This window comes from Pseudoalteromonas sp. P1-26 (assembly GCF_001401795.1).
Taxonomy (GTDB): Bacteria; Pseudomonadota; Gammaproteobacteria; order Enterobacterales; family Alteromonadaceae; genus Pseudoalteromonas.
In genome coordinates, this window is the sequence record NZ_LKDX01000006.1 from 1 (window position 1) to 25,668 (window position 25,668).

Below are 25,668 nucleotides of genomic sequence, written 5' to 3' on the forward strand. Positions count from 1 at the left end.
GGAGTGGCGGAATTGGTAGACGCGCTGGATTTAGGTTCCAGTAACTTCGGTTGTGAGAGTTCAAGTCTCTCCTTCCGCACCATGTTCTTAAGTAGAACTAAAACTCTTCAAGTTTAGCGTTGGGATATCGCCAAGCGGTAAGGCAGCAGGTTTTGATCCTGCCATTCCCAGGTTCAAATCCTGGTATCCCAGCCAACTACTTACTTCCCTTTCAAGTTTCAAGTTTCAAGTTTCAAGTTTCAAGTTTCAAGTTTCTCCAAAGTATATTCGGTAATTTTTAGCACAATTAGCACAAAAAAAACGGGCTAATTTTCATTACCCCGCTTCTTTATCTTTTGTACAATTAATTTTTTACGATTAACTTAATGTCCCGCTAATCGCATACTTTAAAACCCAGTTCTTTGCAGGGCCTGTGTTATTAGCAAGCTTTAAAAACTTACTGCGCACCCAGCTCAGTGGTTTAATCTCGTTTGAAAAACCAAAATAACATGCATCCATCATACTCATCATTAGTAAATTAGCGTGGCGGCGTTTTTTCTCGTAGCGTTTTAATAACGCTTGCTGACCAACATCAGGTTGATCTGCCAAAATATCTGCCAGTGCTACAACATCTTGAAACCCTAGGTTCACACCTTGCCCTGCGAGCGGGTTAATTGTGTGCGCCGAATCACCCACCAAAACTAAACGTCCGTGCGAGTAATCATTGGCATGTTGGCGTGCAAGTGGAAAAACAGCATGCTCAAGTAATTCAAAGTCACCCGGTAGTTCAGGAAAATGGTCAATGAGCTTTGCTTTGAGTTGCTCATTCGACAATTTTTGCCACTGCTTTAAAACTGCAGCATCGTGATAACAAATTAAATTAGCATAAGGCGCCTGCATCGGTAGAAACGCCACAGGCCCGGTTGGCGTAAATTGTTGCCACGTTTTTACCTGCTGCGGGGCATCTAATTTGATTAACACGCCCATGCAATGCTGGCCATATTGCCAACCCGTTACACCTAAACCAGCTTTAGTTCGCAATTGTGACTGTCCACCATCTGCAGCAACAACTAAATCAGCGGTATATTGAGTATCGCCATAATGTAAGGTGATTGAATCAGCCGTCTGAGTAATATCCGTGATGGCAGATAACTGCTCTATCACTTCGATGTTGTACTTGGCGAATTGCTGCCAAAGACTTGCTTGAATTAAATTATTTTCGATTAAATGACCTAAATGCGTTTCGCCAATCTCATGGCTATCAAACAATAAATTCTCGCCTTGTTGCTGGTAGGCCTCTAATTGTTGATAGGGTGCGATACGATTTTGTCTTAGTAACGGCATTGCACCAAGCTCATCAAGTAAATTCTCTGAAAAACGATTAATAGCCGAAATGCGAATATCTACCTTATCTGAGCTTAAAATTTGATCAGCATCGATAAGGTGCTTTTCAATAACGGTGACATCCCTACCCTGCTTGGCCAGTTTTACAGCAGTAGCAGCACCTACCATGCCGCCACCGACAACAATTACCTTATTTTTATTCATTTAATATTCGCTCATTTGGCTATTTAAATACGGGATAAATTGTAACTTAATTCAATATTGCGTGTCAGTGCATTTACTGCTTATGAATTTCAAAACAGTGACTTGTTTGATTTCACACCACAAAGATAAAAACTATACTTGGATCTGTGCGGGTATCCAGCTAAAATACGCGTCCTTTAAGTCGGCATACTTGCCACTTAATCCTGTTTCTAACACATTTTTGTGTCACTACCGAATTGAAAACGAGGCTATATTTCAATGAGTAAAAAGCTGCATATTAAAACCTGGGGTTGTCAGATGAACGAGTACGACTCTCAGAAAATGGCTGATCTACTAGATGCGACTAACGGCTATCAGTTAACTGAAGAAGCTGAAGACGCTGACGTGATCTTACTCAATACCTGTTCAATCCGTGAAAAGGCACAAGAGAAAGTATTCCATCAGCTTGGCCGTTGGAAACTATTAAAAGACGACAAACCTGAGTTAATCATTGGTGTTGGTGGCTGTGTTGCATCGCAAGAAGGTGACTCAATTCGTCAACGTGCGCCGTTTGTTGATGTAATCTTTGGCCCGCAAACATTACACCGCTTACCTGAAATGATTAAGCAAGTGCAAAGTGGCGACAGCAGCTCGGTAGTTGACGTTTCATTCCCTGAGATTGAAAAGTTCGACCGTTTACCTGAGCCAAAAGCGGAAGGCCCAACTGCGTTTGTATCAATTATGGAAGGTTGCTCTAAATACTGTACATTCTGCGTAGTTCCTTATACGCGTGGTGAAGAAGTAAGCCGTCCACTTGATGATGTATTACTTGAAGTTGCCCAACTTGCAGAGCAAGGTGTTCGCGAAGTAAACCTACTTGGTCAAAACGTAAATGCGTATCGCGGTGAAACTCACGACGGTGAAATTTGTTACTTCTCTGACCTACTACGTTATGTCGCTGCGATTGACGGTATTGACCGTATTCGTTACACCACATCGCACCCTGTAGAATTTACGCCAGATATTATTGATGCGTATGCAGACGTACCTGAGCTTGTTGACCACCTACACTTACCAGTGCAAAGTGGTTCAGACCGTGTTCTTAACCTTATGAAGCGTGGTCACACTGCACTCGAGTACAAGTCTACAATTCGTAAGTTACGTAAAATTCGCCCTAACCTAAGCATGTCTTCAGACTTCATCATTGGTTTCCCTGGCGAAAGCAAAGCGGACTTTGAAGCAACTATGAACCTTATCAATGATATTGGCTTTGATATGAGCTTTAGCTTCATCTACAGTGCGCGCCCTGGTACGCCTGCTGCTGATTTACCAGATGACGTAACAGAGCAAGAGAAAAAAGAACGTTTATACATTCTGCAAAACCGTATCACGCAAATGGCGCAGCAAATCAGCCGCCAAATGTTTGATACCGAACAGCGTATCCTAGTTGAAGGTCCTTCTAAGAAGAACCCAATGGAATTACGTGGCCGTACTGAGAACAACCGAGTGGTTAACTTTGAAGGCCCTCACTCAGTGATCGGTCAATTCGTTGATGTACGTATTACAGAAGCATTGCCAAACTCTTTACGTGGTGAATTAATTCGTACAGAATCAGAAATGAACTTACGCCGTGATGTGGCACCTTCAGCTATTTTAAATAAAGCTGCTGAAGCTGAGGCCGCTACGGCCCCTAACGAAATTGGCGTTGCTACTTTCGTACCTTAGGGTGACACTTGGTGCAGGCACAGCCTGCACCCATCAATAGGAAGCAATTTTGAGTAATCAGTTAAAAACATTAGAGATTTATTTAGAACCCGCCGACAACAAACGCCTTTCATCTTTATGTGGTCCGTTTGACGAAAACATTAAGCAAATTGAACGCCGCCTTGGTGTTGAGATTGCACATCGTGATAATTTCTTCAGAGTAACCGGTAAACTGCACCTTGCAGCTGCGGCTGTTGAGATACTAAAAAACCTCTATATTGAAACTCAACCTATTCGCGGCCTGATTGGCGAGATTGAACCTGAAGCCGTACATTTGGCAATTAGCGAATCAAATGCGCTAGAGCAAGATGAAAACCCAGGTGTATATGGCAAAGACATGGTGATTAAAACTCGCCGTGGCGTTATTAAACCACGCAATGATAATCAAGGCGTGTATGTTGCAAATATTTTGCATCACGATATTACCTTTGGTATTGGCCCTGCTGGTACAGGTAAAACTTATTTAGCGGTTGCTGCAGCCGTTGATGCCTTAGAGCGTCAAGAAATTCGCCGTATTTTGTTAACTCGTCCTGCGGTTGAAGCAGGTGAAAAGCTAGGCTTTTTACCGGGTGACTTAAGCCAAAAAATCGACCCGTATTTACGCCCTTTATACGATGCATTATTTGAAATGCTGGGTTTTGAACGAGTTGAAAAGCTAATTGAGAAAAATGTGATTGAAGTCGCGCCCCTTGCCTACATGCGTGGTCGTACGCTAAATGACGCGTTTATTATTCTCGATGAAAGCCAAAATACCACAGCAGAACAAATGAAAATGTTCTTAACTCGTATTGGTTTTAATTCAAAGGCGGTGATCACGGGTGATATTACACAAGTCGATTTACCGCGCGGTGCCCGCTCAGGCCTACGTCATGCCATCGAAGTATTAAACGGTGTCGATGAAATTAGCTTTAACTTCTTCCAATCACACGATGTGGTTCGCCACCCAGTTGTTGCCCGTATCGTTGAAGCTTATGAGCGTAACGATGAAGCAGAACGTTTAAAACGTGCAGAGAAGCAACGTCTGAAAGAAGCACAAGCAAACCAACAAGAAGCAAACTCGTGACCGAATTAGATTTACAAATAGCCTGTGAGTTTGACGACTTACCAAGCTTTGAACAATTCCAGCTATGGGCTGACAAAGCCCTTAGCAACTACCGTGAAGATGCAGAGCTGACTATAGTGGTCAGCGATGAAGCACAAAGCCAGCAGCTCAACAATGATTACCGCGGCAAAGATAAACCGACTAATGTCTTATCTTTTCCATTTGAAGCACCACCGGGCATTGAGTTACCTTTAGTAGGTGATTTAATCATTTGTCCGGCTATTGTTTTAGCCGAATCAATTGAGCAAGAAAAAACCTTTCACGACCATTTTGCCCATATGGTTATCCATGGATGCTTGCATTTACTTGGATTTGACCATATAAAGGACGAAGATGCACTTGAAATGGAAAGCATTGAAAAGCAATTACTTGCCGATCTGAACATCGCTGACCCATATCGAGACGATATTTAAATTAACGGAGCAATTAGACGCAATGAGCGACGACAACTCGCAAACTAGCCAGGGTTCTTCTGGCAAAACGTGGCTGGGCCGCATAGCCCAAATGTTGCAAGGGGAACCCCAGAATAGAGAAGAGCTGGTAGAAGTAATTGCCGATGCGCAAGAACGCGACCTTATCGACCCTGAAACCAAAGATATGATTGAAGGGGTGCTAGGTGTATCAGAGCTAAAAGTGCGGGACATCATGATCCCACGCTCGCAAATGGTAACCTTAGAGGTTGATACACCATTAGAAGAGCTATTACCTATGATGGTTGATTCAACACATTCACGTTTTCCTGTGGTATGTGAAGACAAAGACCATGTTGAAGGTATTTTATTAGCAAAAGATTTATTACCACTGATCATCAACAAAGATGAGCAACTGCCTTCTTTACGTGAATATTTGCGTCCTGCAGTTGTAGTGCCTGAAAGTAAACGTGTAGACACGCTGCTTAATGAGTTCCGTCAACAACGTTACCACATGGCGATTGTTATTGATGAGTATGGTGGTGTGTCTGGTCTTGTCACTATCGAAGATATCCTTGAAATCATCGTGGGTGAAATCGAAGACGAGCACGATGAAAGTGAAGACCTACAAGATATTCGCCAAGTTGCAAAACACGTTTACGCTGTGCAAGCGCTGACTGAAGTTGATGACTTTAATGAGTATTTTAAAACTGGTTACAGCACCTCAGATGCTGACACCATAGGTGGTATTGTTTTACATGCATTTGGCCACATGCCAAGCCGTGGTGAAACAATCGAGGTAGAAGGCTTACAATTTAAAGTCACTAACGCAGATAACCGCCGTATCTTACAATTGCAAGTCACCATTCCAAAGGCTGATGATAACGACAGTGAAGAAACTGCTAACTAACCTAAGTCACCTTGCAAAAGATAAAAAAGCCTGGCTCGCACTTGTTGCGGGCCTCTTTTTAACCTTAAGTTACGCACCCTATAACCTATGGTTTATAACTTTTCTTTCCCTTGGTGCTCTACTCTACTGCATTAACCCTCTCGCAAACGGTAAATTAGCCGCTAAACAAAGTGCTAAATATGGCTTTATATTTGGTTTAGGTTGGTTTGGTGCAGGTATAAGTTGGGTGCATGTATCAATAGCGACCTTTGGTGGCATGCCATTAATTGCTTCAATTTCGTTAATGGTGCTGCTTTGTGCTTATTTAGCCCTTTATCCTGCATTAGCTACTTGGCTGGCAACACGCCTTGCTAAAGGCCCATATAGCTTTATATATTGGTTCCTCGCCGCTATCGCAATCACAGAACACTTACGTGGCACATTACTAACAGGCTTTCCGTGGCTTAGCTTTGGTTACACGCAAACAGACAGTCCACTTAATTTTTTAGCCCCGGTAATTGGCGAGTTTGGGATTACGCTTGTATGTATGTTAATTGCGTTTGCTTTATATCGCACAGCTTACAAAGATGGCAAACCACTTATCGCCTCTGTAACCTTATTAGCTGGCTTATATACGATAGCAAGCAGCAGCCAGCTACACTACCAAGACAAAACCATTAAAACTGTACTGGTGCAGGGCAATATTAAACAGCATCTTCGCTTTGAGCCGTCTGAGTTTTGGACGACTATGAGCAAATACCAAGATATGACTCGCTTACATTGGAATGCTGATTTAATTGTTTGGCCAGAAGCTGCTGTGCCGGAGCTTGAAGCATTATCAACCGAGTATTTAACAGGCCTTGATAGTGCCGCAACCTTTAATGACACCGCGCTTATTACTGGTATCGTTGATTATCAATACGACACGCGTAACATTTTTAATACTTTAATAGTGCTTGGTAAAAAAGAACACGATGACAGTGAAGGCCACTATCAATATTTAGGTAAAAACCGCTATCAAAAGCATCAGTTATTACCTATTGGTGAATTTGTGCCGTTTCAGGACTTCTTGCGCCCAATTGCGCCACTGTTTGATTTACCTATGTCATCCTTTACCCGTGGTGATGAAGTACAAAACAATTTACGCGCAAATGGCTTAAATATTTTACCGGCTATTTGCTATGAAATTGCTTTTTCTGAGTTGGTTCGCGGAAATTATCACAGTGACTCCGATATTTTATTCACGGTGAGTAACGATGCGTGGTTCGGTGACTCACATGGCCCGCATCAGCACATGCAAATAGCGCGTATGCGCGCCCTAGAGTTACAGCGCCCACTAATTCGTGTTACTAATAATGGTATTAGCGCCGTTTACGACCCTATCGCTCAATCACAATTAGCTATGCCACAATTTAAAGCTGATGTACTTGAGGCCAATATCACTTTAATCAAAGGCGATAGTATCTATAGTCAATATGGCAATTGGCCAGTATGGGCGGTAGTGATATTACTCGGTACTGTTGGTGTGCTTGCTAGGATTAAAAATAACAAATAAAAGTTTAGACGACAGTTAAAGAGTGGTAACTCCACTCTCTAACTTATAACGCTAGCATTGATAAGTGTATATTTTTTTATTTCCCTTCGTTTTGGTTTCCACAACTCGGCAACTAACTCCTCCGTCTAGTGAGCTGGAGTATCTTTCAAACTTGGCGTGTTCATTTCTTTCGCTCTCATTTTTATCTTCGTTCTTAGCATTTGCGAATATAAAATCATGACCACTAATTTCGTCTTGGTTCAAAGGAATTGAGTTTTTAAATCCATCCCGCCCACCTAAAATATTAAATGACTTAATTACTGGGTTTAGTGTTACGCTAACAAAACCATTTAGGCTTTTAGCCAAATCATCACTATAAAAGTTTATACGAACATATAGCTTTAACTTATTCATATTCGGAAATTTAATTGTTCCCTTAGTTGGTAATAATATTTTTGTTAAAGCTAATGTCTCACCCGCAAAATAAAAGTCATAAACATCATTTCTAAAATAACTGGCAAGCAAAAAGTCATAGGGACTTCCCTTGACTTCAATCCCCTTTCCTATCGGAGAATTATCATTTACATTGGAATTAGTATACTTAGGAGTCGATATATTACGTTGAGTACTTTGCGCATTTTTAAGCATACTCTTTTCAGAAGCACGCGTTATTACACGTACTAACTCTTTGCGGTATTCATAGAGAAGGTCTAAATCAAAAGCTTCATCATTACTAAGCTCAGACAAAGAAACACTAACTACTGGCTCACCATAACGATCTTCAATGTAGTTAGTATCATATTTTAATGCTGTTTCATTAATCATATCGGCCACAATGACAGCTTTAGTACCAGAGTTAACGCTTAGCCTTGCAACCTTGTCTTTTTGACTTTGAGAGCAATTATTGCAGATTTCAACTTCTGCCTGACCAAAAGCAGGCAAGGATATTCCCGAAAAAATAATAAACAATAATATAAGTTTGTACATTCAAAAATCCTTTTATTAATGCAACTTTAAAATAACCAAAATACAAGAAACAACCTAATTTTCTGAAGGTTTTCTATGGGCTATAGAAGTTCATTTTAAAAAATGAGAAGAGGCTTTACTGCTTCAGTATAAATAAATACCCCAAAAGGGTACTATAGAACTTGTACAGCGACCGAACAATTTTGTCAACGCAAGATTAACTAGTTATTACACTGCAACGTGCATGTTCGAAAGAGCAAATTACTTTAAAAGTCTCAGCTACTTTACATTCAATAATGTTTGCATTGAGGTAAATCTGTTCAACTACTTTAGCAGGCAATTAAAAAAGGCTTCATGATGAAGCCTTTTTAACATTTTAAGATTCTATCTTAATCAACTCTACATCAAATATAAGTAGCGAGCCTGCTGGAATGCTGCCGACGCGTTTACGGCCGTAAGCAAGCTGAGGCGGGATATAAAAGGTAAACTTATCCCCTTCGTTCATTAGCTGTAAGCCCTCTGTCCAACCTGCAATGACTTGATTTAAACCAAAACTGATTGGTGAGTTTCTTACCACTGAGCTGTCAAAAACACTGCCATCCATGAGCGTGCCATGATAGTGAACCTTTACTTTACTAGTTGCACTTGGCTTTGTGTCATTACCTGAACTTTGCTCAATTTTGTATTGCAGCCCAGATGCGGTTTCATGAACATCATCGGCTTTACTGTTATTTGCTAAAAAGTCCGCGGCGAGCTTTTCATTTTCAAGGGCTTGTAGTTTCGCCTTTTTACTGTTTTTAAAAATTAAAAAACAAAAAATACCAATGATCAGTAAAAGTATTAAATTAATCATTCTGCGTCCTTCTCATCATCATTGTCACCATTTACGATATCTGCAATATTGGCAAGCCTTGCTAACGCAAGTGCATTAATAGAGCCTTCGGGATAACCTTCTGCGGTCATTTCACCTGCGTCTTTATCCATTAATAAACTCAGTGCTTGATCAACCGTTTCAACGGCATAAATATTAAAGCGCCCTTTTTCAACCGCATCGAGTACTTCGTCATCAAGCACTAAATTAACTTGGTTAGATTTAGGAATAATCACCCCTTGCTCACCGGTTAAGCCACGCATTTTACAAAGCTTGAAGAAGCCTTCTATTTTCTCGTTTACGCCACCAATTGATTGCACATCACCATGCTGGTTAATCGACCCCGTCAGTGCAATAGATTGGCTAATAGGTAAGTTCGTAATGGCTGATACAAGCGCGCACAGCTCTGCTAATGAGGCGCTATCACCGTCGATATAGCCATAGCTTTGCTCTATTGCGATATTGGCACTGAGCGTTAGACTAAATTGCTGAGCATACTTATTTCCTAAGTAACCGGTTAATAGCATCACTCCTTTTGAGTGAATGGCTTTACCCAGCTCGGCTTCACGTTCAACGTCAATAACGCCATCTGCACCTGCGTACACAGTGGCTGTAATGCGTGCTGGTGTGCCAAATGAGGTATCGCCAATATGCAGCACAGTTAAGCCATTTACTTTGCCCACTGCGTGACCTTCGGTTGCAATTAAAATTTGTCCTTCTTTGATATCACTCAGCATGGTTTCTGAAATTTGCCCTGTACGGTATTGCTTACCAACAATGGCTTCATCTATGTGATGAGCATCAATCACGGTTTGGCCATCTTGTTTGGCATAAAAACTGGCTTCAGCCACTAACTCTAATACATCAGCAAAACGAGCTGAGAGCTTGTTGTGGTGCTCAGCTTGGCGATAACTAAACTTTAATAACCTCGCCATTGCCGCTTCATTTACGGTGCAGTTGAGTGTTTGCTGACAATACTCTGTTACCTTGGTAATGAACTGATATTGTAGTTTATCGCTACTTGGCAAATAGTAATCAAAATCAGCAAGGACACGGAATAACTCTGCAAACTCTTCGTCATATTCACCTATGGTGTAGTAAAGGTCGCGAGAGCCTAGCAGCACTATTTTTACATCAAGAGGAATAAGCTGCGGACGTAACGTGAAGCTGCTTCCCACAGAGCTGTCTTGATAGGGTAAGTCGTTTTTGATTTGATGCGTTTTTAAAGAAAGCTTAAGGCCATCCCACACTTGTGGATTCGCCATGACTTTTTCAGCATCCATAATCAAGTAGCCACCATTAGCACGATGCAGTGCACCTGGCTGAATTGAGCGGTAACTGGTGATAAGCGAGCCTTGTGAGGTTGCATATTCAATTTTGCCGAAAATATTGCCAAAAGTCGGGTTTGGCTCATACACCACAGGGGCTGCATCGCCCTCTTTGTATTCGACTAGAATATTTGGTGCAAAGAAGTCTGTGAGCATCCCTTTACGGTCAAAGTCTTCTTTGTTTTCGTCGTTTTCATCATCGTCAAGCCATTCAAGTACCGCATCAATGATTTCTTCACGAATGTCTTTTAAATAACGTAATACACCAATGTGCGTAGCGTATTTATGTTCAAGGGCTTTAATGAGTGGCTTAGTGGCAAGCTCAGCAGTTGATTTTTTAAGGTTACGCAGTTTTTCAGATGACTCTCGTTTCCAGCGAGGAAGCTCAATTAATGCTTCGATTAACGCGTCTTCAAGCTTTTCGATAACCTCATAAAATTCAATACGCAGTGGCTCATCAAGGGCTGCAAATTCACTGTCGCTCAGTTGTTTACCATTCACTAAAGGCGCAAATCCCACAACACCATTTTCTTCAATCAATGCCACACTTTGCTCAAGTGCTGCAATTTCAACAGCAGTAATTGCCGCATCGTAAGTATCGGTAAACTCACGGTCGATTGACTTTTTCTTGCGCTGATAACCCGGGTTATCAAAAGCCGCTGGGAATGTATCGAGTACTTCGTCGATAAATGAGTCTATATCGTCAGCTAACTGCTTTGATTGACCCGCTTGCATGAATAACGCGATTGGCTCGCGGTGGTCATCATAGTTGTTAACATACAACCACTCATTAGGCGTTGGGCGGTCTTTTGAATGGGCTGTGAGTTTGTCTTTTACTAAGGTGTAACGACCATGAGCCGCTTCACCCATCACATAAACATTGTAACCCGGTAATTCCATTCCGAGTGAAAAGTCGAGGGCACTTTGTGCACGTTGTTGACCAATAAATGGCAACGCTTCTGGATATGGGTTTTGCATACAAGTCGCAACATGACTTGCGGCAATTTTAGGCGCTAACGCAGAAATAGGTAGAGGGATTAGTTTTTTTGTCATTCTAACTTCTTATTTCCCAGTCTTGACTGGGCATTATAGGTAACGCCCAGCACAAGCCTGCGTCACTGATTAAGGTTGTAATGCCTTACGGCGAAAATAAATACCGCCACATTCAGTACAAGGAGTAATTTGCGTAGCATGGTAAACATCGTAACTATGCTGACAATTTTTACATACTAATGTGCCCATGGCTATCCATTCTCCCTCTTGATAAACACCATTATGTTGAAAATCTTGGTTTAAGGCTTGCCATTCGAGCTGGGTTTTATCTTCAATGTGCGATAACTCATACCAAAGCGATTCTTTAAGCTCTAGCCATGCGAGTGAATCATAGTGACTGTCGTTTTCTTTAATGTGGTCGATATCGCGTTGTAGATAGTCACGATACTGATTGAGCTTTTCTTGCCCTAAGTCTTTAAGTGCTTGCTCTGACTCAACAAATTTTTCCATTGCATCTTTTAGCTCATGATCTTTTACGTCTTTAAGCCATGCACTTAAATCGCTAAGCCAAGATTTATAATCTGCCATCGTTTACTCCTTCAAAAATGATGAAAAATCAACCGTTATTCTAGTAGAGTATAGGTTAACCTGCCCTGAAAATATATTTCCTTGGAAAATTAACAAAAGCGCCTATTTGCCGCTGTGATTAGCATGTATTTTGGGTTATCCTTATCGACAATTTTTTATTAATTTGCAAGAAGTCTGGAATCGTAGATGCAAGAGCAATATAACCCGCAAGACATTGAGTCAAAAGTACAAGCCTACTGGGAAGAAAACCAAGTATTTAAAGTCACTGAAGATGAGAGCAAAGAAAAGTATTACTGCCTATCTATGTTCCCATACCCAAGCGGCCGACTCCACATGGGTCACGTTCGTAACTACACCATTGGTGACGTAGTATCACGCTTCCAACGCTTGCAAGGCAAAAACGTAATGCAACCTATGGGTTGGGATGCGTTTGGTCTACCTGCTGAAAATGCGGCAATCAAAAATAACACAGCCCCTGCTAAGTGGACTTACGAAAACATCGATTACATGCGCGACCAATTAAAGCAATTAGGCTTTGGTTACGACTGGGATCGTGAAATCGCAACATGTCACCCAGAATACTACAAGTGGGAACAGTGGTTCTTCACTAAGCTTTACGAAAAAGGCTTAGTATACAAAAAGATGTCAACAGTAAACTGGGATCCAGTTGACCAAACTGTACTTGCTAACGAACAAGTTATTGATGGTCGTGGTTGGCGTTCAGGTGCCATTGTTGAGCAAAAAGAAATTCCACAATGGTTCATCAAAATCACTGATTACGCACAAGAGCTACTAGACGATTTAGATAAGCTTGATCACTGGCCTGAGCAAGTTAAAACCATGCAGCGCAACTGGATTGGTCGCTCTGAAGGTTTAGAAATCGAATTTAAGCGTGCTGATAACGAAGATACATTCAGTGTTTATACAACACGCCCAGATACCTTTATGGGTGTGACGTACGTAGCTGTTGCTGCAGGTCACCCAATTGCACAAGAAGCCGCTAAAAACAGCGACGCTGTAGCTATGTTTGTTGATGAGTGTAAAAACACGAAAATCGCTGAAGCAGACATGGCAACCATGGACAAAAAAGGCATTGCAACTGGCTTTTATGCAATTCACCCATTAACAGGTAAGCAAGTACCAATTTGGGTTGCTAACTTTGTATTAATGGATTACGGCTCAGGCGCAGTTATGGCTGTTCCTGCACATGACCAACGTGACTACGAGTTCGCATCAGCTTATGGCCTTGAAATTGCCCAAGTTATCGCACCAGCTGCAGGTTCTGAAGAAACGGTTGATTTAGACAACCAAGCATTCACTGAAAAAGGCGTGTTAGTTAACTCGGGTGAGTTCGATGGTCTTGAGTTTGAAGCAGCGTTTAATGCCGTTGCAGACAAACTAGAAGCGCTTGGTGTAGGTGAGCGTAAAGTTAATTTCCGTCTACGTGACTGGGGTGTTAGCCGTCAGCGTTACTGGGGTTCTCCAATTCCAATGCTTAGCGACGAAAATGGTGATGAGCTTGCAGCAACAGAAGACATGCTACCAGTTCGCTTACCAGAAGACGTAGTTATGAATGGTGTGACTTCACCAATCAAAGCTGATCCTGAGTGGGCTAAAACAACAGTAAATGGCGCGCCGGCATTCCACGAAACAGATACCTTCGATACCTTCATGGAGTCGTCTTGGTACTACGCTCGTTACTGTAGCCCACGTTTTGACGAAGGCATGATCGAGCCAGGTGCTGCAAATTACTGGTTACCAGTAAACCAATACATTGGTGGTATTGAGCATGCGATCTTGCACTTACTTTACTCGCGTTTCTTCCACAAACTATTACGTGACTTTGGTTTAGTAAACTCAGATGAGCCATTTGAGCGCTTATTATGTCAAGGCATGGTACTAGCTGATACTTTCTATCGTAAAGATGAGAAAGGCGGTGATATCTGGATTTCGCCAACTGATGTACAAACTGAAACAGACGACAAAGGTCGTGTTGTTAAAGCGTGGCACAAAGAAGATGGCGAGCCGGTATTCTCTGCGGGCATGAGCAAAATGTCGAAATCGAAAAACAACGGTATCGACCCACAACAAGTTATTGCCGAATACGGTGCAGATACAGTTCGTTTATTCATGATGTTTACAGCGCCACCAGAGCAAACTCTTGAATGGTCTGATTCAGGTGTTGAAGGTGCAATGCGTTTCTTAAAACGTATTTGGAAATACGCTGTTGATGTAGAAACAGTAGGCTACCAAGCGCTTGATAAATCAGCATTAAACAACGACCAAAAAGTTCTTCGTCGTGAACTTCATAAAGCAATTGCAAAAGTGACTGATGACGTTGAACGTCGTCAAACATTCAACACTGCAATCGCTGCTATCATGGAAATCTCGAACAAGTTACTTAAAGCACCACTTGCTGATAAACAAGATGTGGCAATTGCTAACGAAGCACTTGAAGCATTACTTATCATGCTTGCGCCTATCACACCGCACATGTGTCACCAGTTATGGCAAGACCTTGGCAAAGAAGGCGACATCTTAGATGCAGCATGGCCAACAGTTGATGAGTCAGCACTTGTTGAAGATGAGAAGCTAATCATTGTACAAGTTAACGGCAAGCTACGTGCTAAGTTAACAGTGCCTGCAGATGCAACCAAAGAGCAAGTTGAAGCATTGGCATTTGCTGAAGAAAATGTGACTAAGTTCACTGAAGGCGCGACTATCCGTAAAGTAATTTACGTACCTGGCAAACTACTTAACGTGGTTGCTAACTAAGATGGCAGCGCTTCAAGCACTGAAAAACGGACTAGCCCTTGCGCTAGTCTGTTTACTGCTGACAAGTTGTGGCTTTCACTTAAAGAAAGCCTCTAACTTGCCTGACGACTTGAAAGTACTCACCCTTGTTGGTGATGATGAAAAGTCAGCCTTATTCGAATTAGTCGAAAAAGAACTGATTGCGAGTAAAGTTGAGCTTAACCAAGTTGGTAAACACCCTGAGTTAAAGATTCACAAAGACCGCTTAGAGCGTCAAATCTTGTCATTATTTGATAATGGTCAGGTTGCTGAATATGAACTTGCCTATAGCGTAAGCTATACCCTCAAGCGCCCTGGACAAAAAGCGATTAATCAAAGCTTTGAATTGTATCGTAACTACCAAGACGACCCAGACAATGCCCTTGCAAAAGCAAAAGAGCTTGATTTGCTATTAGGCGAAATTCGTAAGCAAGCGAGTCGTCGTATTGTTCGTGAGTTATCACAACTGTAATGCGTTGTTATGCAAACCAGCTTCCTAGCCAGTTAAAAAAAGGCCTCGCGCCTTTTTACATGGTGTTTGGTGAAGAGCCTTATCAAATTGCTCAGTGCATCTTGCAAATTCGTCAAGCAGCTAAACAGCAAGGCTTTGACGAAGTCATTAAATTTACCTTAATGCCGGGTTTTGATTGGCAAGAAATTGTTGCTCAATACCAAAGTATGTCACTGTTCAGCGCTCGTACCTTCATTGAGTTCGATTTAAACGAGCAAAAACCAGGTACGCAAGGCAGTCAAATCTTTAAGCAGCTTGTTGAGCTTGCTAATCCCGATACTATTTTGGTTTTAAAAGGTGCCAAAGCCAGCCAAGATATTCAGCGCAGTGCTTGGTTTAAAGCCCTCGATAAGCAAGGCTTATTTGTTCCTTGTTACCCATTAACAGGTAATCACCTGAGCCGCTGGTTAGATGAACAGTGCTATCGTTTAAACTTAAACCTTCATAACAACGCGAAACAAAGCTTAATTGATGCCACTGAAGGAAATTTACTTGCCTGTCATCAAGAGTTAGAAAAGCTATCTTTGCTTTATGGTAGTGAGCTAATTGACCAACAAGCTGTGATGCAAGGGCTACTAAATCAGTCAAAGTTTGATATTTTTGATTTGAGTGATGCTTTATTAAATGGCCACGCCGAACAAGCGGTTAAAGTAATGACTAAGCTGGCTGCCGATAACACTGAAGCCATGAGTATTTTTTGGGCCATCAATAAAGAAGCAGCTAACTTACTGGCAATGCAACACGGGCGCTTGAATGGTGCCAATATGGCTGATTTATACAAAAAGTATAATATTTGGAAAAACCAACAAGCTGTTGTACAACAGGCCTTAAACCGCTTGAACATCCAAGTACTCGAACAAATTACCAAACAATTAGCTCAGTTTGATGCTGCATATAAACAAGGCAACCTTGTAGCCCCTTACCAAGCATTAATGCAAATATGCTTAGCGTTTTGCCAACCAGTGGCGATACCTTTACCTTGCCACCCGGTCTTTGACTAAGAGTAACAATTCATGATTGCTATTTTTGGTGGCACCTTTGATCCAATTCACTTAGGTCATATTAATATGGCCCAGCAGTGTGTTCAGCAGTGCCAACTCGATACCCTTTACTTCATGCCTTGCGCTATTCCTGCCCATAAAGCCAAGCCAGGAATAAGTGATGAGCATCGCATTAATATGCTAAAACTTGCGATTGACAACAATCCGCATTTTGCTATCGATTACCGTGAGCTAAACCGAGAAGGTGCGTCTTATTCTTTGTTGAGTTTAGAAGAGCTTCGTGCAGAAAACCCAGCAGCGCCAATTATGTTTTTAATCGGCATGGACTCATTCAATAGCCTAGATAAATGGTTTAAATGGCAAGAGATTGTCAAACTTTGTCATATCGTCGTGTACCAGCGCCCGGGGCAGCACTGCCAAGTATCTGGTGAACTTGCAGCTTATAAAGAGAATGCCGTAACAGAGCAACTTAGCCAGCTACAACAAGCCCCTGCAGGTAAGTTATTCTTTTTAAATGGCTTACAAGTTAATGCCGCCTCAAGCGAAATCAGAAAAAAGCTGCATTTAAATAATGATATAGCGGAACTTTTACCTACCAATGTAAGTCAATACATTGCGCAGCATCATCTTTACCAAACAGATGAATAAATACTGCCTGCGTGATAAAATAACAAATTAAGATTATTTATTTTTGAGAAAACACTTTGGATTCTAAACAACTACTCGCATTTGCCCTTGATAAAGTCGACGATATGAAAGCCCGTGATGTGGTACAGCTTGATGTTCGTGGTAAGTCTGACATTACTGATTACATGTTAGTGTGCTCAGGTAACTCTAAACGCCATGTACAATCGATTGCTGATCACGTTGCTAAAGAAGCACGCCATGCAGGTGAAGAGCCTCTCGGATACGAAGGCCAAAACGAAGGCGAATGGGTGCTGGTAGACCTAGGTGATGTGGTAGTGCATGTAATGCAAGACCAATCTCGCGACTTCTATGATCTAGAGAAACTTTGGGGCTAACCCTTAGCAAGGACATAGGTAACCATTTTGAAAATACAATTGATTGCTGTTGGCACCAAAATGCCAGCATGGGTTGAAACCGGATTCACAGAATATCAACGTCGCTTCCCACGTGATATGCCCCTTGAGCTAATTGAAATCCCCGCAGGTAAACGTGGTAAAAATGCGGATATCAAACGTATTTTACAACTTGAAGGCGAAAAGACCCTTGCTGCTATTCCTAAAGGCAACCGCATTGTGACGCTAGAGGTCACCGGTAAGCCAATGGATACCCATCAGCTGGCAAAAAGTATGGAAAAATGGCAGCTTGATGGTCGCGATGTCAGCTTATTGATCGGCGGACCAGAAGGTTTAGCACCTGAGTGTATTGCAGCGTCTGAGCAAAAGTGGTCATTATCAAACCTGACACTACCGCACCCTCTAGTGCGTATTATTGTTGCAGAAAGCCTATACCGAGGCTGGAGCTTGAATAACAACCACCCTTATCATCGCGAGTAGTAAAGCCAATGCGAAAACACAGACCCACGATTCGAGACCACTCGGCTGAGGCAAACTTATTTGCTCGCCGAGCATTTGTGGGTTTTGTGTTTGTTACACTGTTAATTGGTGTGTTGTTATCTAACCTATACAACATCCAAGTTATCGAACATCAAGACTACCAGACACGTTCGAACGATAACCGCATCAAAGTTATTCCAATTGCCCCTAACCGTGGGCTTATTTACGACAGAAATGGCGTATTACTGGCTGAAAACAAGCCAGTTTATAATTTAGAAGTCATACCCGAGGAAGTTGATAACCTTGAAGAGGCACTGAGCGAAGTTGAAAAAGTTATCGAAATAACTGAGCAACAAAAAGCTGACTTTCTAGATGACATTAAGCACAATCGCCGCTTTAAAAGCCAAGTATTAAAAGCCCGTTTAGACGAAACCGAAGTTGCAAAGTTCTCGGTTAATCAGCATAAGTTTCCAGGCTTTAGTATCGAAGCACGTTTGGCTCGCTATTACCCTTATGGTGATACCCTTACCCATGCCTTAGGTTATGTTGCCAAACTTAACAAAAAAGAACTCACCAAACTTGAAGCAGAAGACCAAGCAACCAACTACCGTGCAACGCACGACATTGGTAAGCTCGGTATCGAAAAGTATTACGAAGAACTTCTTCATGGTGTGGTTGGTTCGCAGCGCGTTGAAGTGAATAACCGTGGCCGAGTTATCCGTACTTTAAGCCTCACGCCACCTGAGCCAGGTCACGACTTAGTACTTACTTTGGATATTGGCCTGCAACAAATTGCTCAACATGCCTTAAAAGATATGCGTGGTGCCATTGTAGTGCTTGATGCTAAAGATGGCGGCGTTTTAGCACTCTACTCTAACCCAAGTTATGACCCGAATTTATTTGTTCATGGTATCAGCAGCACAGATTATAAAAAGTTGTTAAACCCAGACCGACCGCTAATTAACCGTACCACGCAAGGGCGTTATGCACCTGCCTCTACAGTTAAACCTCATATGTCAATTCTTGCCCTTGAAGAAGGACTGGTAACAGAGCAAACACAAATTTGGGATCCGGGCTTTTTCCAAATTCCTAATGTGGAGCACAAATGGCGTGACTGGAAACGTTGGGGCCATGGTCATGTTGATGTTTATCGTGCTATTGAAGAATCATGCGATACCTATTTTTACGATGTTGCTTACCGTTTAGGGATCACCAAAATCAGTGACTTTATGACGCAGTTTGGCTTTGGCGAGCTCTCTGGAATCGATATTCACGAAGAAACATCTGCCATTATGCCATCGCGAGAGTGGAAAGAAGCCCGCTTTAGAGAGTCATGGTGGCGCGGCGACACCATTTCAGTGGGTATCGGGCAAGGTTATTGGACCGCAACACCAATGCAAATAGCTAATGCTACCAACATATTAGTGAACCGCGGGCTCGATCATCCTCCGCACCTTGTACAAGTCGCTAAAAAAGAAAACGAAGTAACGCAAATTAATAATGATGAAAAGCCACCTGTAGTATTAAAAAATCCTCATCATTGGCAAATTGCGCTAGATGCGATGCACAACACCGTACATAAAGTCACAGGTACTGCACATAAAGCATTTAAAGGGGCGAATTACGACCCAGCAGGTAAAACGGGTACTGCTCAGGTTGTGAGTATTGCTCAAGGTGAGCGTTATGATGCTAAGTCACTTAAAGAGCGTCAGCGAGATAACGCTATCTACGTTGGTTTTGCACCCTATAACGACCCACAAATTGTGGTCTCTGTGGTGGTTGAAAACACCGGTGGTGGTAGTACGGTTGGTGCGCCTATTGCGCGTCAATTAATGGATTACTACTTCTCAGCGAATCCGATTCAAATAGCCCAAAGTGACGCGCCATGATCCCATTAAATAAAAAACGCTCAATTTGGCAGCGCCTACACCTAGACTTACCGTTGCTTCTAGCTCTGATGACGATGATGGTAGCCAGCCTTGCCATTGTATACAGTGCCAGCGGCCAAGACTCAGCGATGATGATACGCCACGCAACACGTATGTTTGGCGCTATCTTAGGTATGTTTATACTCGCGCAGTTTTCGCCTAACACATTAAAAAGTATGGTCATTCCGCTCTACTGCGTGGGGCTTTTGATGCTGGTTGGGGTGTTGTTATTTGGGGTTAGTTCAAAAGGTGCACAGCGCTGGCTTGACTTAGGTGTGACACGTTTCCAGCCGTCAGAGTTAATGAAAATTGCCGTGCCAATGATGGTTGCATGGTATATCGGGCGTAACCATTTACCGCCAAGAATCATCCATTTAATTATTGGCTTTGCGATTGTAATGGTGCCAACCATTTTAATTAAAGAGCAACCCGACTTAGGTACCTCTATTTTGATTGCCAGCTCAGGGATATTTGTATTGTTTTTATCTGGACTAAGTTGGCGTCTTATTGGCTTTTTATCTGCTGCTGTTGGTTTGGCAGCATGGCCGTTTTGGCATTACGTGATGCTTGATTATCAAAAACAACGGGTATTGACCTTTTTAGATCCTGAAAGCGATCCGCTTGGCTCGGGTTACCACATTATTCAATCGAAAATTGCGATAGGTTCTGGTGGCATTGAGGGTAAAGGCTGGCTGCAAGGCACCCAATCACAATTGGAGTTTTTACCTGAGCGTCATACCGATTTTATCTTTTCTGTACTGAGCGAAGAGTTTGGCCTGTTTGGGGTTTGTTTATTACTTTGTATGTACTTGTTTATTATTGGCCGTGGCTTATATATTGCAGTCAATGCGCAAGATGCGTTTGGTAAACTGCTTGCCGGCGCATTAACACTCACCTTCTTCGTTTATGTATTTGTAAATATTGGCATGGTTTCGGGCTTACTGCCTGTAGTAGGTGTTCCGTTACCTCTAATAAGCTATGGTGGCACCTCAATGGTGACCTTGATGGCCGGATTTGGCATTATCATGTCTATCGCCACCGATAAAAGGATGCTTTTAAAATAATGACACAGCGAGTCAGTTACTTACTTATAGCGTTATTTTCTATGCTGTTAGCAGCATGTAGCTCTTCATCTCAGCAAGGCCGTTATGCTATGGAGCATGATGCAGCCCCGCTTCGAAAACCAACCGAACTTGAAATGCAAGATGCCATAGTCACCCCGGTTGTTAAAAGTGCAAGCGCTAGTCGCCCTTACGAAGTCCGTGGTAAACGCTACACGCCGATGCTAGATGAAACAGGCTATGCAGAAGAAGGGATTGCTTCGTGGTATGGTCGAAAGTTTCACAATTATCACACCTCAAACGGCGAGGTGTACGATATGTTTGCGATGACAGCAGCCCATAAAACGCTGCCGCTACCGAGCTTTGCCAGAGTAACAAATTTAGATAACGGAAAATCAGTAATTGTTCGTGTAAACGACCGTGGCCCATTTCATGATGACCGGATTATCGATTTATCTTATTCTGCGGCCTATAAATTAGGTTATTACCGACAAGGTACAGCCCGTGTTAAGGTTGAGGCTGTTACCCTTGCTAATTCTGCCCCTCGTTTAAGCTACATTCAGGTTGCAGCGGGAAGTACTCTTGCTAATGTTGAAGCGCTCGCGTTTCAACTTCGTCAGCAATATCATGTGCCAACAAACATTGTTGAAAAAGATGGAATCTATCGATTACGTCTTGGTCCAATAAAAGATGCCGCAGAAGCACAAGCAGTTTTAGAAAAGCTAAAACAAAACCAATTTCAGAACGCGTTCTTGCTTTACAGTGAGTAAGACCTTTAGAATAGGTCAACGCAACATGTTTAACTTTAACCATTAATGAGTACGATGAAATCTATAAAATATAAAATCTTAAGTGGCGTTTGTGGCCTTGTTTGCACTGCTAGCGTATTTTCTGCAACAGCCCAAATTATCCCTGCCCCACCTCAAGTTAATGCGAAAGGTTATTTCTTGGTTGATTTCACCACAGGTAAAGTGATTGCCGAAGGCGAAGCAGATACAAAATTAGCACCGGCTAGTTTAACCAAAATGATGACCAGTTATGTAATTGGTACTGAAATCAAAGCAGGTAATATTGCACCAACTGATATGGTTACAGTCAGCGAAAAAGCCTGGGCAAAGAATTTCCCTGAATCATCAAAAATGTTTATCGAAGTAGGTAAGCAGATCAGCGTTGATGACTTAAACCACGGTATCATTATTCAATCGGGTAACGATGCCTGTGTAGCAATGGCAGAACACATTGCTGGTAGTGAAAGCGCATTTGCTGATTTAATGAATGCCCACGCTGAAAAGCTTGGCATGACTAACAGCCACTTCGTAAATAGCCATGGTTTAGATACTAACGAACACTTCACGACACCACGTGATATGGCAACCTTAGGTGCTGCACTTATTCGCGATGTACCAGATGAGTACGAAGTATACGCGAAAAAATCATTCACTTTTAACGGCATCAAGCAATACAACCGTAACTCATTGTTATGGGATGAAAGCATGAACGTTGACGGTATTAAAACTGGCCATACATCAGAAGCGGGTTATAGCTTAGTAACTTCTGCAACTAAAGATGACATGCGTTTAATCGCGGTAGTAATGGGCACAGAAAGCGAACGTGCTCGTAAAGTTGAAAGCAAAAAGCTATTAAACTACGGTTTCCGCTTTTTCGAAACAATCACGCCATATAAAGCAGGCGATAGCTTTGCTGAGCAACGTATTTGGATGGGTAACAAAGAAAACGTATCGTTAGGTATCTTAGAAGATACGCCAATTACGATTCCACGTGGTCAGCGTAAAAACTTAAAAGCGAACTTCGAGCTTGATAAAACATTAGAAGCGCCGCTTGCTAAAGGTACTAAAGTAGGCACACTATTCTTACAGCTTGAAGGTGAAGAAATTGCACAATATCCACTAGTTACACTAGAAGAAGTGGAAGAAGGCAGCTTCTTTAGCAAGATCTACGATTACCTACGTTTACAAATTCAGTAATCTGGTCATAAAGTTTATAAACGCCTTGCACCGCAAGGCGTTTTTTTTTGTCTGAAAAATGATAGAATGCGCCCCATATCAGTCGCGCTGGGTCGAGTGCGTCGTAATCTAAGTTTGCTTAACGCCAAGAAATGGCAGAGAACACCTCTATTAAGCACACTCACTGTTTGAGGAGTCACCGTCGTGGTTCAACCTGTAAAAAATACTAAGTTTGATGAGTATTTAGATTTCCCTTGCCCATTCACATTTAAAATCATGGGCTTAGCTAACGTAAATCTAACAGATCAGATCCTAGAAAAGCTGCAACCAATTGCACCTGGCGATTATGCGCCAAAGGTAAAACCAAGCAGCAAAGGTAATTACGAATCTGTAACGCTTGTAGCAACTGTTACAAGTAAAGAGCACATCGAAGAAATTTATAACGTGATCAGCAACATCGATGACGTACGTCACATGCTATAGGCCGATTACGGAGTAACTCGTGAGCGAAAGAGAATTAATCGTTCGTCAATTAGGTCGTCAGCGTTACATGCCAATTTGGCAAAAAATGCAATCTTTTACCGACACCCGTGATGAGCACACAGCAGATGAAATTTGGCTTGTAGAGCACGAGCCAGTATTTACGCAAGGCCAAGCAGGCAAAGCTGAGCACTTATTAAATACCGGTGATATCGAAGTGATCCAAGTTGATCGTGGTGGTCAAGTTACCTATCACGGACCAGGCCAACAAATGATGTATGTGCTATTCAACTTACGTCGTTTAAACATTGGTGTAAGGGAGCTAGTAACCTGGCTTGAAGAGTGCATTATTGATACGTTAAAAGACTACGACATTGATGCCTACGCGAAAGCGGATGCACCCGGTGTTTACGTTAACGACAGCAAAGTTGCCTCATTAGGCCTTCGCGTTCGCCGCGGTTGCTCTTTCCACGGTTTAGCACTAAATGTAAGTATGGATCTAAGTCCATTCTTACGTATTAATCCATGCGGCTATGCTGGCATGAACATGGTGCAAACAACCGATCTTAACGGTCCGCAAAACCTCGAGCAAGCAGGTGCAGGGCTTGTAAAACACATGATTAAAAAGCTTAATGCTACTGTGGTTAAGCACACTGAAGGGTTTGAAAACGAATGAATAAACCAGTCAAAATGGAACCAGGCGTAAAACTGCGTGATGCAGAAAAAATGGCACTGATCCCAGTTAAAGTTTTACCGACTGAAAAAAACGAAATGTTGCGTAAGCCAGAGTGGCTTAAAATTCGCTTACCAAAATCAACTGAACGTATTGATGGTATTAAACAAGCGATGCGTAAACATGGTTTACACTCAGTGTGTGAAGAGGCTTCGTGCCCTAACCTATCTGAATGCTTCAACCATGGTACTGCGACTTTCATGATCTTAGGTGCTATTTGTACTCGTCGTTGTCCGTTCTGTGATGTTGCCCATGGCCGTCCATTAAAGCCAGACGCAGCTGAGCCAGAAAAGCTAGCGCTGACTATTAAAGACATGAAGCTAAGCTATGTTGTAATCACGTCAGTAGACCGTGATGATTTACGTGATGGTGGTGCACAGCACTTTGCTGACTGTATTCGTGAAATTCGTAAGCACAACCCAGAAATCACGATTGAAATTCTAGTACCTGATTTCCGTGGTCGTATGGACAGAGCCCTTGATATCTTAATCGAGACGCCGCCAGATGTATTTAACCACAATTTAGAAACAGCACCGCGTTTATACAAATTAGCGCGTCCAGGTGCTGACTATAAATGGTCACTTGAGTTGTTACGCCGCTTTAAAGAAGCACATCCAGATGTGAAAACTAAGTCTGGTTTGATGGTAGGTTTAGGTGAAGAAATTAGCGAAATCGAAGAAGTGTTACGTGACTTACGCGAGCATAACGTTGATATGCTAACAGTAGGTCAATACCTACAACCATCTAAGCACCACTTACCGGTTAAACGCTATGTGCCGCCAGCAGAGTTTGATGCTTTAAAAGATTATGCAGACGAAATTGGCTTTACACATGCGGCCTGTGGTCCATTTGTTCGCTCAAGCTACCATGCTGACCAACAAGCAGCTGGTAAAGAAGTGAAGTAAACCTTCTTGCAGATATTTAAAAAGCCCGCATTAAGCGGGCTTTTTATGTTCCAAAATATCAGCGCCCATAACGCGCTAAGAACATTTTTACAGTTTCGCTTATTACTTTGTTATCTGAGTCGCCTTCTTGGCGCTCAAAGCCATACAGCAACGGATAAAAGATCAGAGACTTTAACTGATACACAAACTGTTTTGCTGCAAACTCAACATCATCAATAGTTAAAACCTGTGCTTTCACACCTGCTTCTAAAAACGCCACCAGATCTTGCATACAGCCCATGTTATTACTGGCTAATGATTTTGCTAAATCAGGCTGCTGTAACATCTGCATGAAAGCGACTTTCGCTACTTTTAAAAACTCTTCAGAGGTCAAAAGTGCCACTTCTTGTTCAGCAATGCGTGTTAACTGCTGTGCAATTGGCACAGCGGCATCAAATACAACCGCTTGCTCTTGGCGGACTTTTTCAAACATAAACACTAGAATGGCTTGAAACAACACATCTTTATTTTCAAAGTGATTATATACGGTACGCTTTGAGGCACCCGCTAAGCTTGCAACCTGATCCATACTGGTATGCTCAACACCTTGCTGAAAAAACAATGTCTCAGCTGCATTCAAAATATCTAATCGTTTTCTCTGTGATAATTTCATGGACCCCTCCGATAAGGGTTACTAGTGTAACGCAAAAATAAAAAATGCACTAGATAGTTTACTTTTATAGCAAACCATGAAAAACTACACCGTGTAGTTTACTTATGGTGACGATATGAAATTTCTAAAATGGCTCGCAATCGCCACTCTCTGCATCGTGATAGGAGTG

At 42.2% G+C, this 25,668-nt stretch carries 24 protein-coding genes and 1 tRNA gene; 19 read left to right on the top strand and 6 right to left on the bottom strand.

Features of this window, described 5'->3' with window-relative positions:
- Positions 1 to 120: 120 nt before the first annotated feature.
- A tRNA-Gln gene (locus AN394_RS04895) sits at positions 121 to 195 on the top strand.
- Between the two features lie 162 nt (positions 196 to 357).
- Here AN394_RS04895 and AN394_RS04900 read toward each other — a convergent pair.
- Positions 358 to 1,527 carry an FAD-dependent oxidoreductase gene (locus AN394_RS04900; RefSeq protein WP_055020913.1) on the bottom strand — a complete coding sequence of 390 codons (1,170 nt, stop codon included), beginning with the start codon at positions 1,525 to 1,527 and terminating at the stop codon, positions 358 to 360.
- A 258-nt stretch (positions 1,528 to 1,785) separates the two neighbouring features.
- On the opposite strand from AN394_RS04900, the gene miaB reads away from it, so the two are divergent.
- From miaB to lnt, 5 genes are read left to right on the top strand one after another with little or no spacing between them, the layout of a single operon-like run.
- Positions 1,786 to 3,231, top strand: a complete 1,446-nt coding sequence (miaB, locus tag AN394_RS04905; RefSeq protein ID WP_054551657.1) for a tRNA (N6-isopentenyl adenosine(37)-C2)-methylthiotransferase MiaB — start codon at positions 1,786 to 1,788, stop codon at positions 3,229 to 3,231.
- 49 nt (positions 3,232 to 3,280) lie between these two features.
- A complete protein-coding gene (locus AN394_RS04910) occupies positions 3,281 to 4,333 on the top strand; it encodes a PhoH family protein (RefSeq protein WP_055020914.1) in 1,053 nt (350 codons plus the stop codon).
- Positions 4,330 to 4,785, top strand: a complete 456-nt coding sequence (gene ybeY, locus AN394_RS04915; protein WP_054561820.1) for an rRNA maturation RNase YbeY — start codon at positions 4,330 to 4,332, stop codon at positions 4,783 to 4,785. The genes AN394_RS04910 and ybeY overlap by 4 nt, the downstream gene beginning before the upstream one ends.
- A gap of 22 nt (positions 4,786 to 4,807) precedes the next feature.
- Complete coding sequence (gene corC / locus AN394_RS04920; RefSeq protein ID WP_054551660.1) at positions 4,808 to 5,692, top strand: CNNM family magnesium/cobalt transport protein CorC; 885 nt, start codon at positions 4,808 to 4,810, stop codon at positions 5,690 to 5,692.
- The gene (gene lnt, locus AN394_RS04925; RefSeq protein ID WP_200910009.1) at positions 5,673 to 7,226 is read left to right on the top strand and encodes an apolipoprotein N-acyltransferase; all 1,554 of its coding nucleotides are present in this window, start codon (positions 5,673 to 5,675) and stop codon (positions 7,224 to 7,226) included. Before corC ends, lnt begins: the two co-directional genes overlap by 20 nt.
- 51 nt (positions 7,227 to 7,277) lie before the next feature.
- On the opposite strand, the gene AN394_RS04930 is transcribed toward lnt, so the two are convergent.
- The 4 genes from AN394_RS04930 to AN394_RS04945 all read right to left on the bottom strand — a co-directional run bounded on the left by AN394_RS04930 (position 7,278) and on the right by AN394_RS04945 (position 11,951).
- A complete protein-coding gene (locus tag AN394_RS04930) occupies positions 7,278 to 8,192 on the bottom strand; it encodes a hypothetical protein (RefSeq protein ID WP_055020916.1) in 915 nt (304 codons plus the stop codon).
- A gap of 355 nt (positions 8,193 to 8,547) precedes the next feature.
- Positions 8,548 to 9,024: an FKBP-type peptidyl-prolyl cis-trans isomerase gene (locus tag AN394_RS04935; protein WP_055020917.1), complete on the bottom strand. Its 477-nt coding sequence runs from the start codon at positions 9,022 to 9,024 to the stop codon at positions 8,548 to 8,550.
- Entirely contained in the window at positions 9,021 to 11,423 is a 2,403-nt protein-coding gene (locus AN394_RS04940) for a Lon protease family protein (protein ID WP_055020918.1), read from the bottom strand. The genes AN394_RS04935 and AN394_RS04940 overlap by 4 nt, the downstream gene beginning before the upstream one ends.
- 69 nt (positions 11,424 to 11,492) lie before the next feature.
- On the bottom strand, positions 11,493 to 11,951 hold the full coding sequence (locus AN394_RS04945; RefSeq protein WP_054551664.1) for a zinc ribbon-containing protein: 459 nt from the start codon (positions 11,949 to 11,951) through the stop codon (positions 11,493 to 11,495).
- Between the two features lie 186 nt (positions 11,952 to 12,137).
- Between AN394_RS04945 and leuS the strand changes: the two genes are divergently transcribed.
- From leuS to lipA, 13 genes are all read left to right on the top strand, one after another.
- The gene (gene leuS, locus AN394_RS04950; protein ID WP_055020919.1) at positions 12,138 to 14,726 is read left to right on the top strand and encodes a leucine--tRNA ligase; all 2,589 of its coding nucleotides are present in this window, start codon (positions 12,138 to 12,140) and stop codon (positions 14,724 to 14,726) included.
- 1 nt (position 14,727) lies between these two features.
- Positions 14,728 to 15,216 carry an LPS assembly lipoprotein LptE gene (gene lptE / locus AN394_RS04955; RefSeq protein ID WP_054561826.1) on the top strand — a complete coding sequence of 163 codons (489 nt, stop codon included), beginning with the start codon at positions 14,728 to 14,730 and terminating at the stop codon, positions 15,214 to 15,216.
- Positions 15,216 to 16,256: a DNA polymerase III subunit delta gene (gene holA, locus AN394_RS04960; RefSeq protein ID WP_055020920.1), complete on the top strand. Its 1,041-nt coding sequence runs from the start codon at positions 15,216 to 15,218 to the stop codon at positions 16,254 to 16,256. Before lptE ends, holA begins: the two co-directional genes overlap by 1 nt.
- A 12-nt stretch (positions 16,257 to 16,268) precedes the next feature.
- Positions 16,269 to 16,904: a nicotinate-nucleotide adenylyltransferase gene (nadD, locus tag AN394_RS04965; RefSeq protein WP_055020921.1), complete on the top strand. Its 636-nt coding sequence runs from the start codon at positions 16,269 to 16,271 to the stop codon at positions 16,902 to 16,904.
- A 56-nt stretch (positions 16,905 to 16,960) separates the two neighbouring features.
- Positions 16,961 to 17,278, top strand: coding sequence for a ribosome silencing factor (gene rsfS, locus AN394_RS04970; protein WP_054561829.1), 318 nt, complete (start codon positions 16,961 to 16,963; stop codon positions 17,276 to 17,278).
- A gap of 27 nt (positions 17,279 to 17,305) precedes the next feature.
- Positions 17,306 to 17,776, top strand: coding sequence for a 23S rRNA (pseudouridine(1915)-N(3))-methyltransferase RlmH (rlmH, locus tag AN394_RS04975; RefSeq protein WP_036967350.1), 471 nt, complete (start codon positions 17,306 to 17,308; stop codon positions 17,774 to 17,776).
- Positions 17,777 to 17,784: 8 nt separating this feature from the next.
- Positions 17,785 to 19,665: a penicillin-binding protein 2 gene (gene mrdA / locus AN394_RS04980; protein ID WP_054561830.1), complete on the top strand. Its 1,881-nt coding sequence runs from the start codon at positions 17,785 to 17,787 to the stop codon at positions 19,663 to 19,665.
- Complete coding sequence (rodA, locus tag AN394_RS04985; RefSeq protein WP_054561831.1) at positions 19,662 to 20,768, top strand: rod shape-determining protein RodA; 1,107 nt, start codon at positions 19,662 to 19,664, stop codon at positions 20,766 to 20,768. The genes mrdA and rodA overlap by 4 nt, the downstream gene beginning before the upstream one ends.
- A complete protein-coding gene (locus AN394_RS04990; protein ID WP_055020922.1) occupies positions 20,768 to 21,535 on the top strand; it encodes a septal ring lytic transglycosylase RlpA family protein in 768 nt (255 codons plus the stop codon). The genes rodA and AN394_RS04990 overlap by 1 nt, the downstream gene beginning before the upstream one ends.
- A 54-nt stretch (positions 21,536 to 21,589) precedes the next feature.
- Entirely contained in the window at positions 21,590 to 22,750 is a 1,161-nt protein-coding gene (locus tag AN394_RS04995; protein ID WP_054551673.1) for a serine hydrolase, read from the top strand.
- Positions 22,751 to 22,933: 183 nt separating this feature from the next.
- Entirely contained in the window at positions 22,934 to 23,212 is a 279-nt protein-coding gene (gene ybeD / locus AN394_RS05000) for a DUF493 family protein YbeD (RefSeq protein WP_054551674.1), read from the top strand.
- A gap of 19 nt (positions 23,213 to 23,231) precedes the next feature.
- Positions 23,232 to 23,885, top strand: coding sequence for a lipoyl(octanoyl) transferase LipB (lipB, locus tag AN394_RS05005; protein WP_082389180.1), 654 nt, complete (start codon positions 23,232 to 23,234; stop codon positions 23,883 to 23,885).
- Entirely contained in the window at positions 23,882 to 24,847 is a 966-nt protein-coding gene (lipA, locus tag AN394_RS05010) for a lipoyl synthase (RefSeq protein WP_054551675.1), read from the top strand. Before lipB ends, lipA begins: the two co-directional genes overlap by 4 nt.
- Positions 24,848 to 24,905: 58 nt before the next feature.
- Here the strand turns inward: lipA and AN394_RS05015 are convergent, their stop codons facing one another.
- Positions 24,906 to 25,499 (bottom strand): TetR/AcrR family transcriptional regulator, encoded by a 594-nt coding sequence (locus AN394_RS05015; RefSeq protein WP_054561833.1) that lies wholly within the window; start codon positions 25,497 to 25,499, stop codon positions 24,906 to 24,908.
- Positions 25,500 to 25,668: the final 169 nt, after the last annotated feature.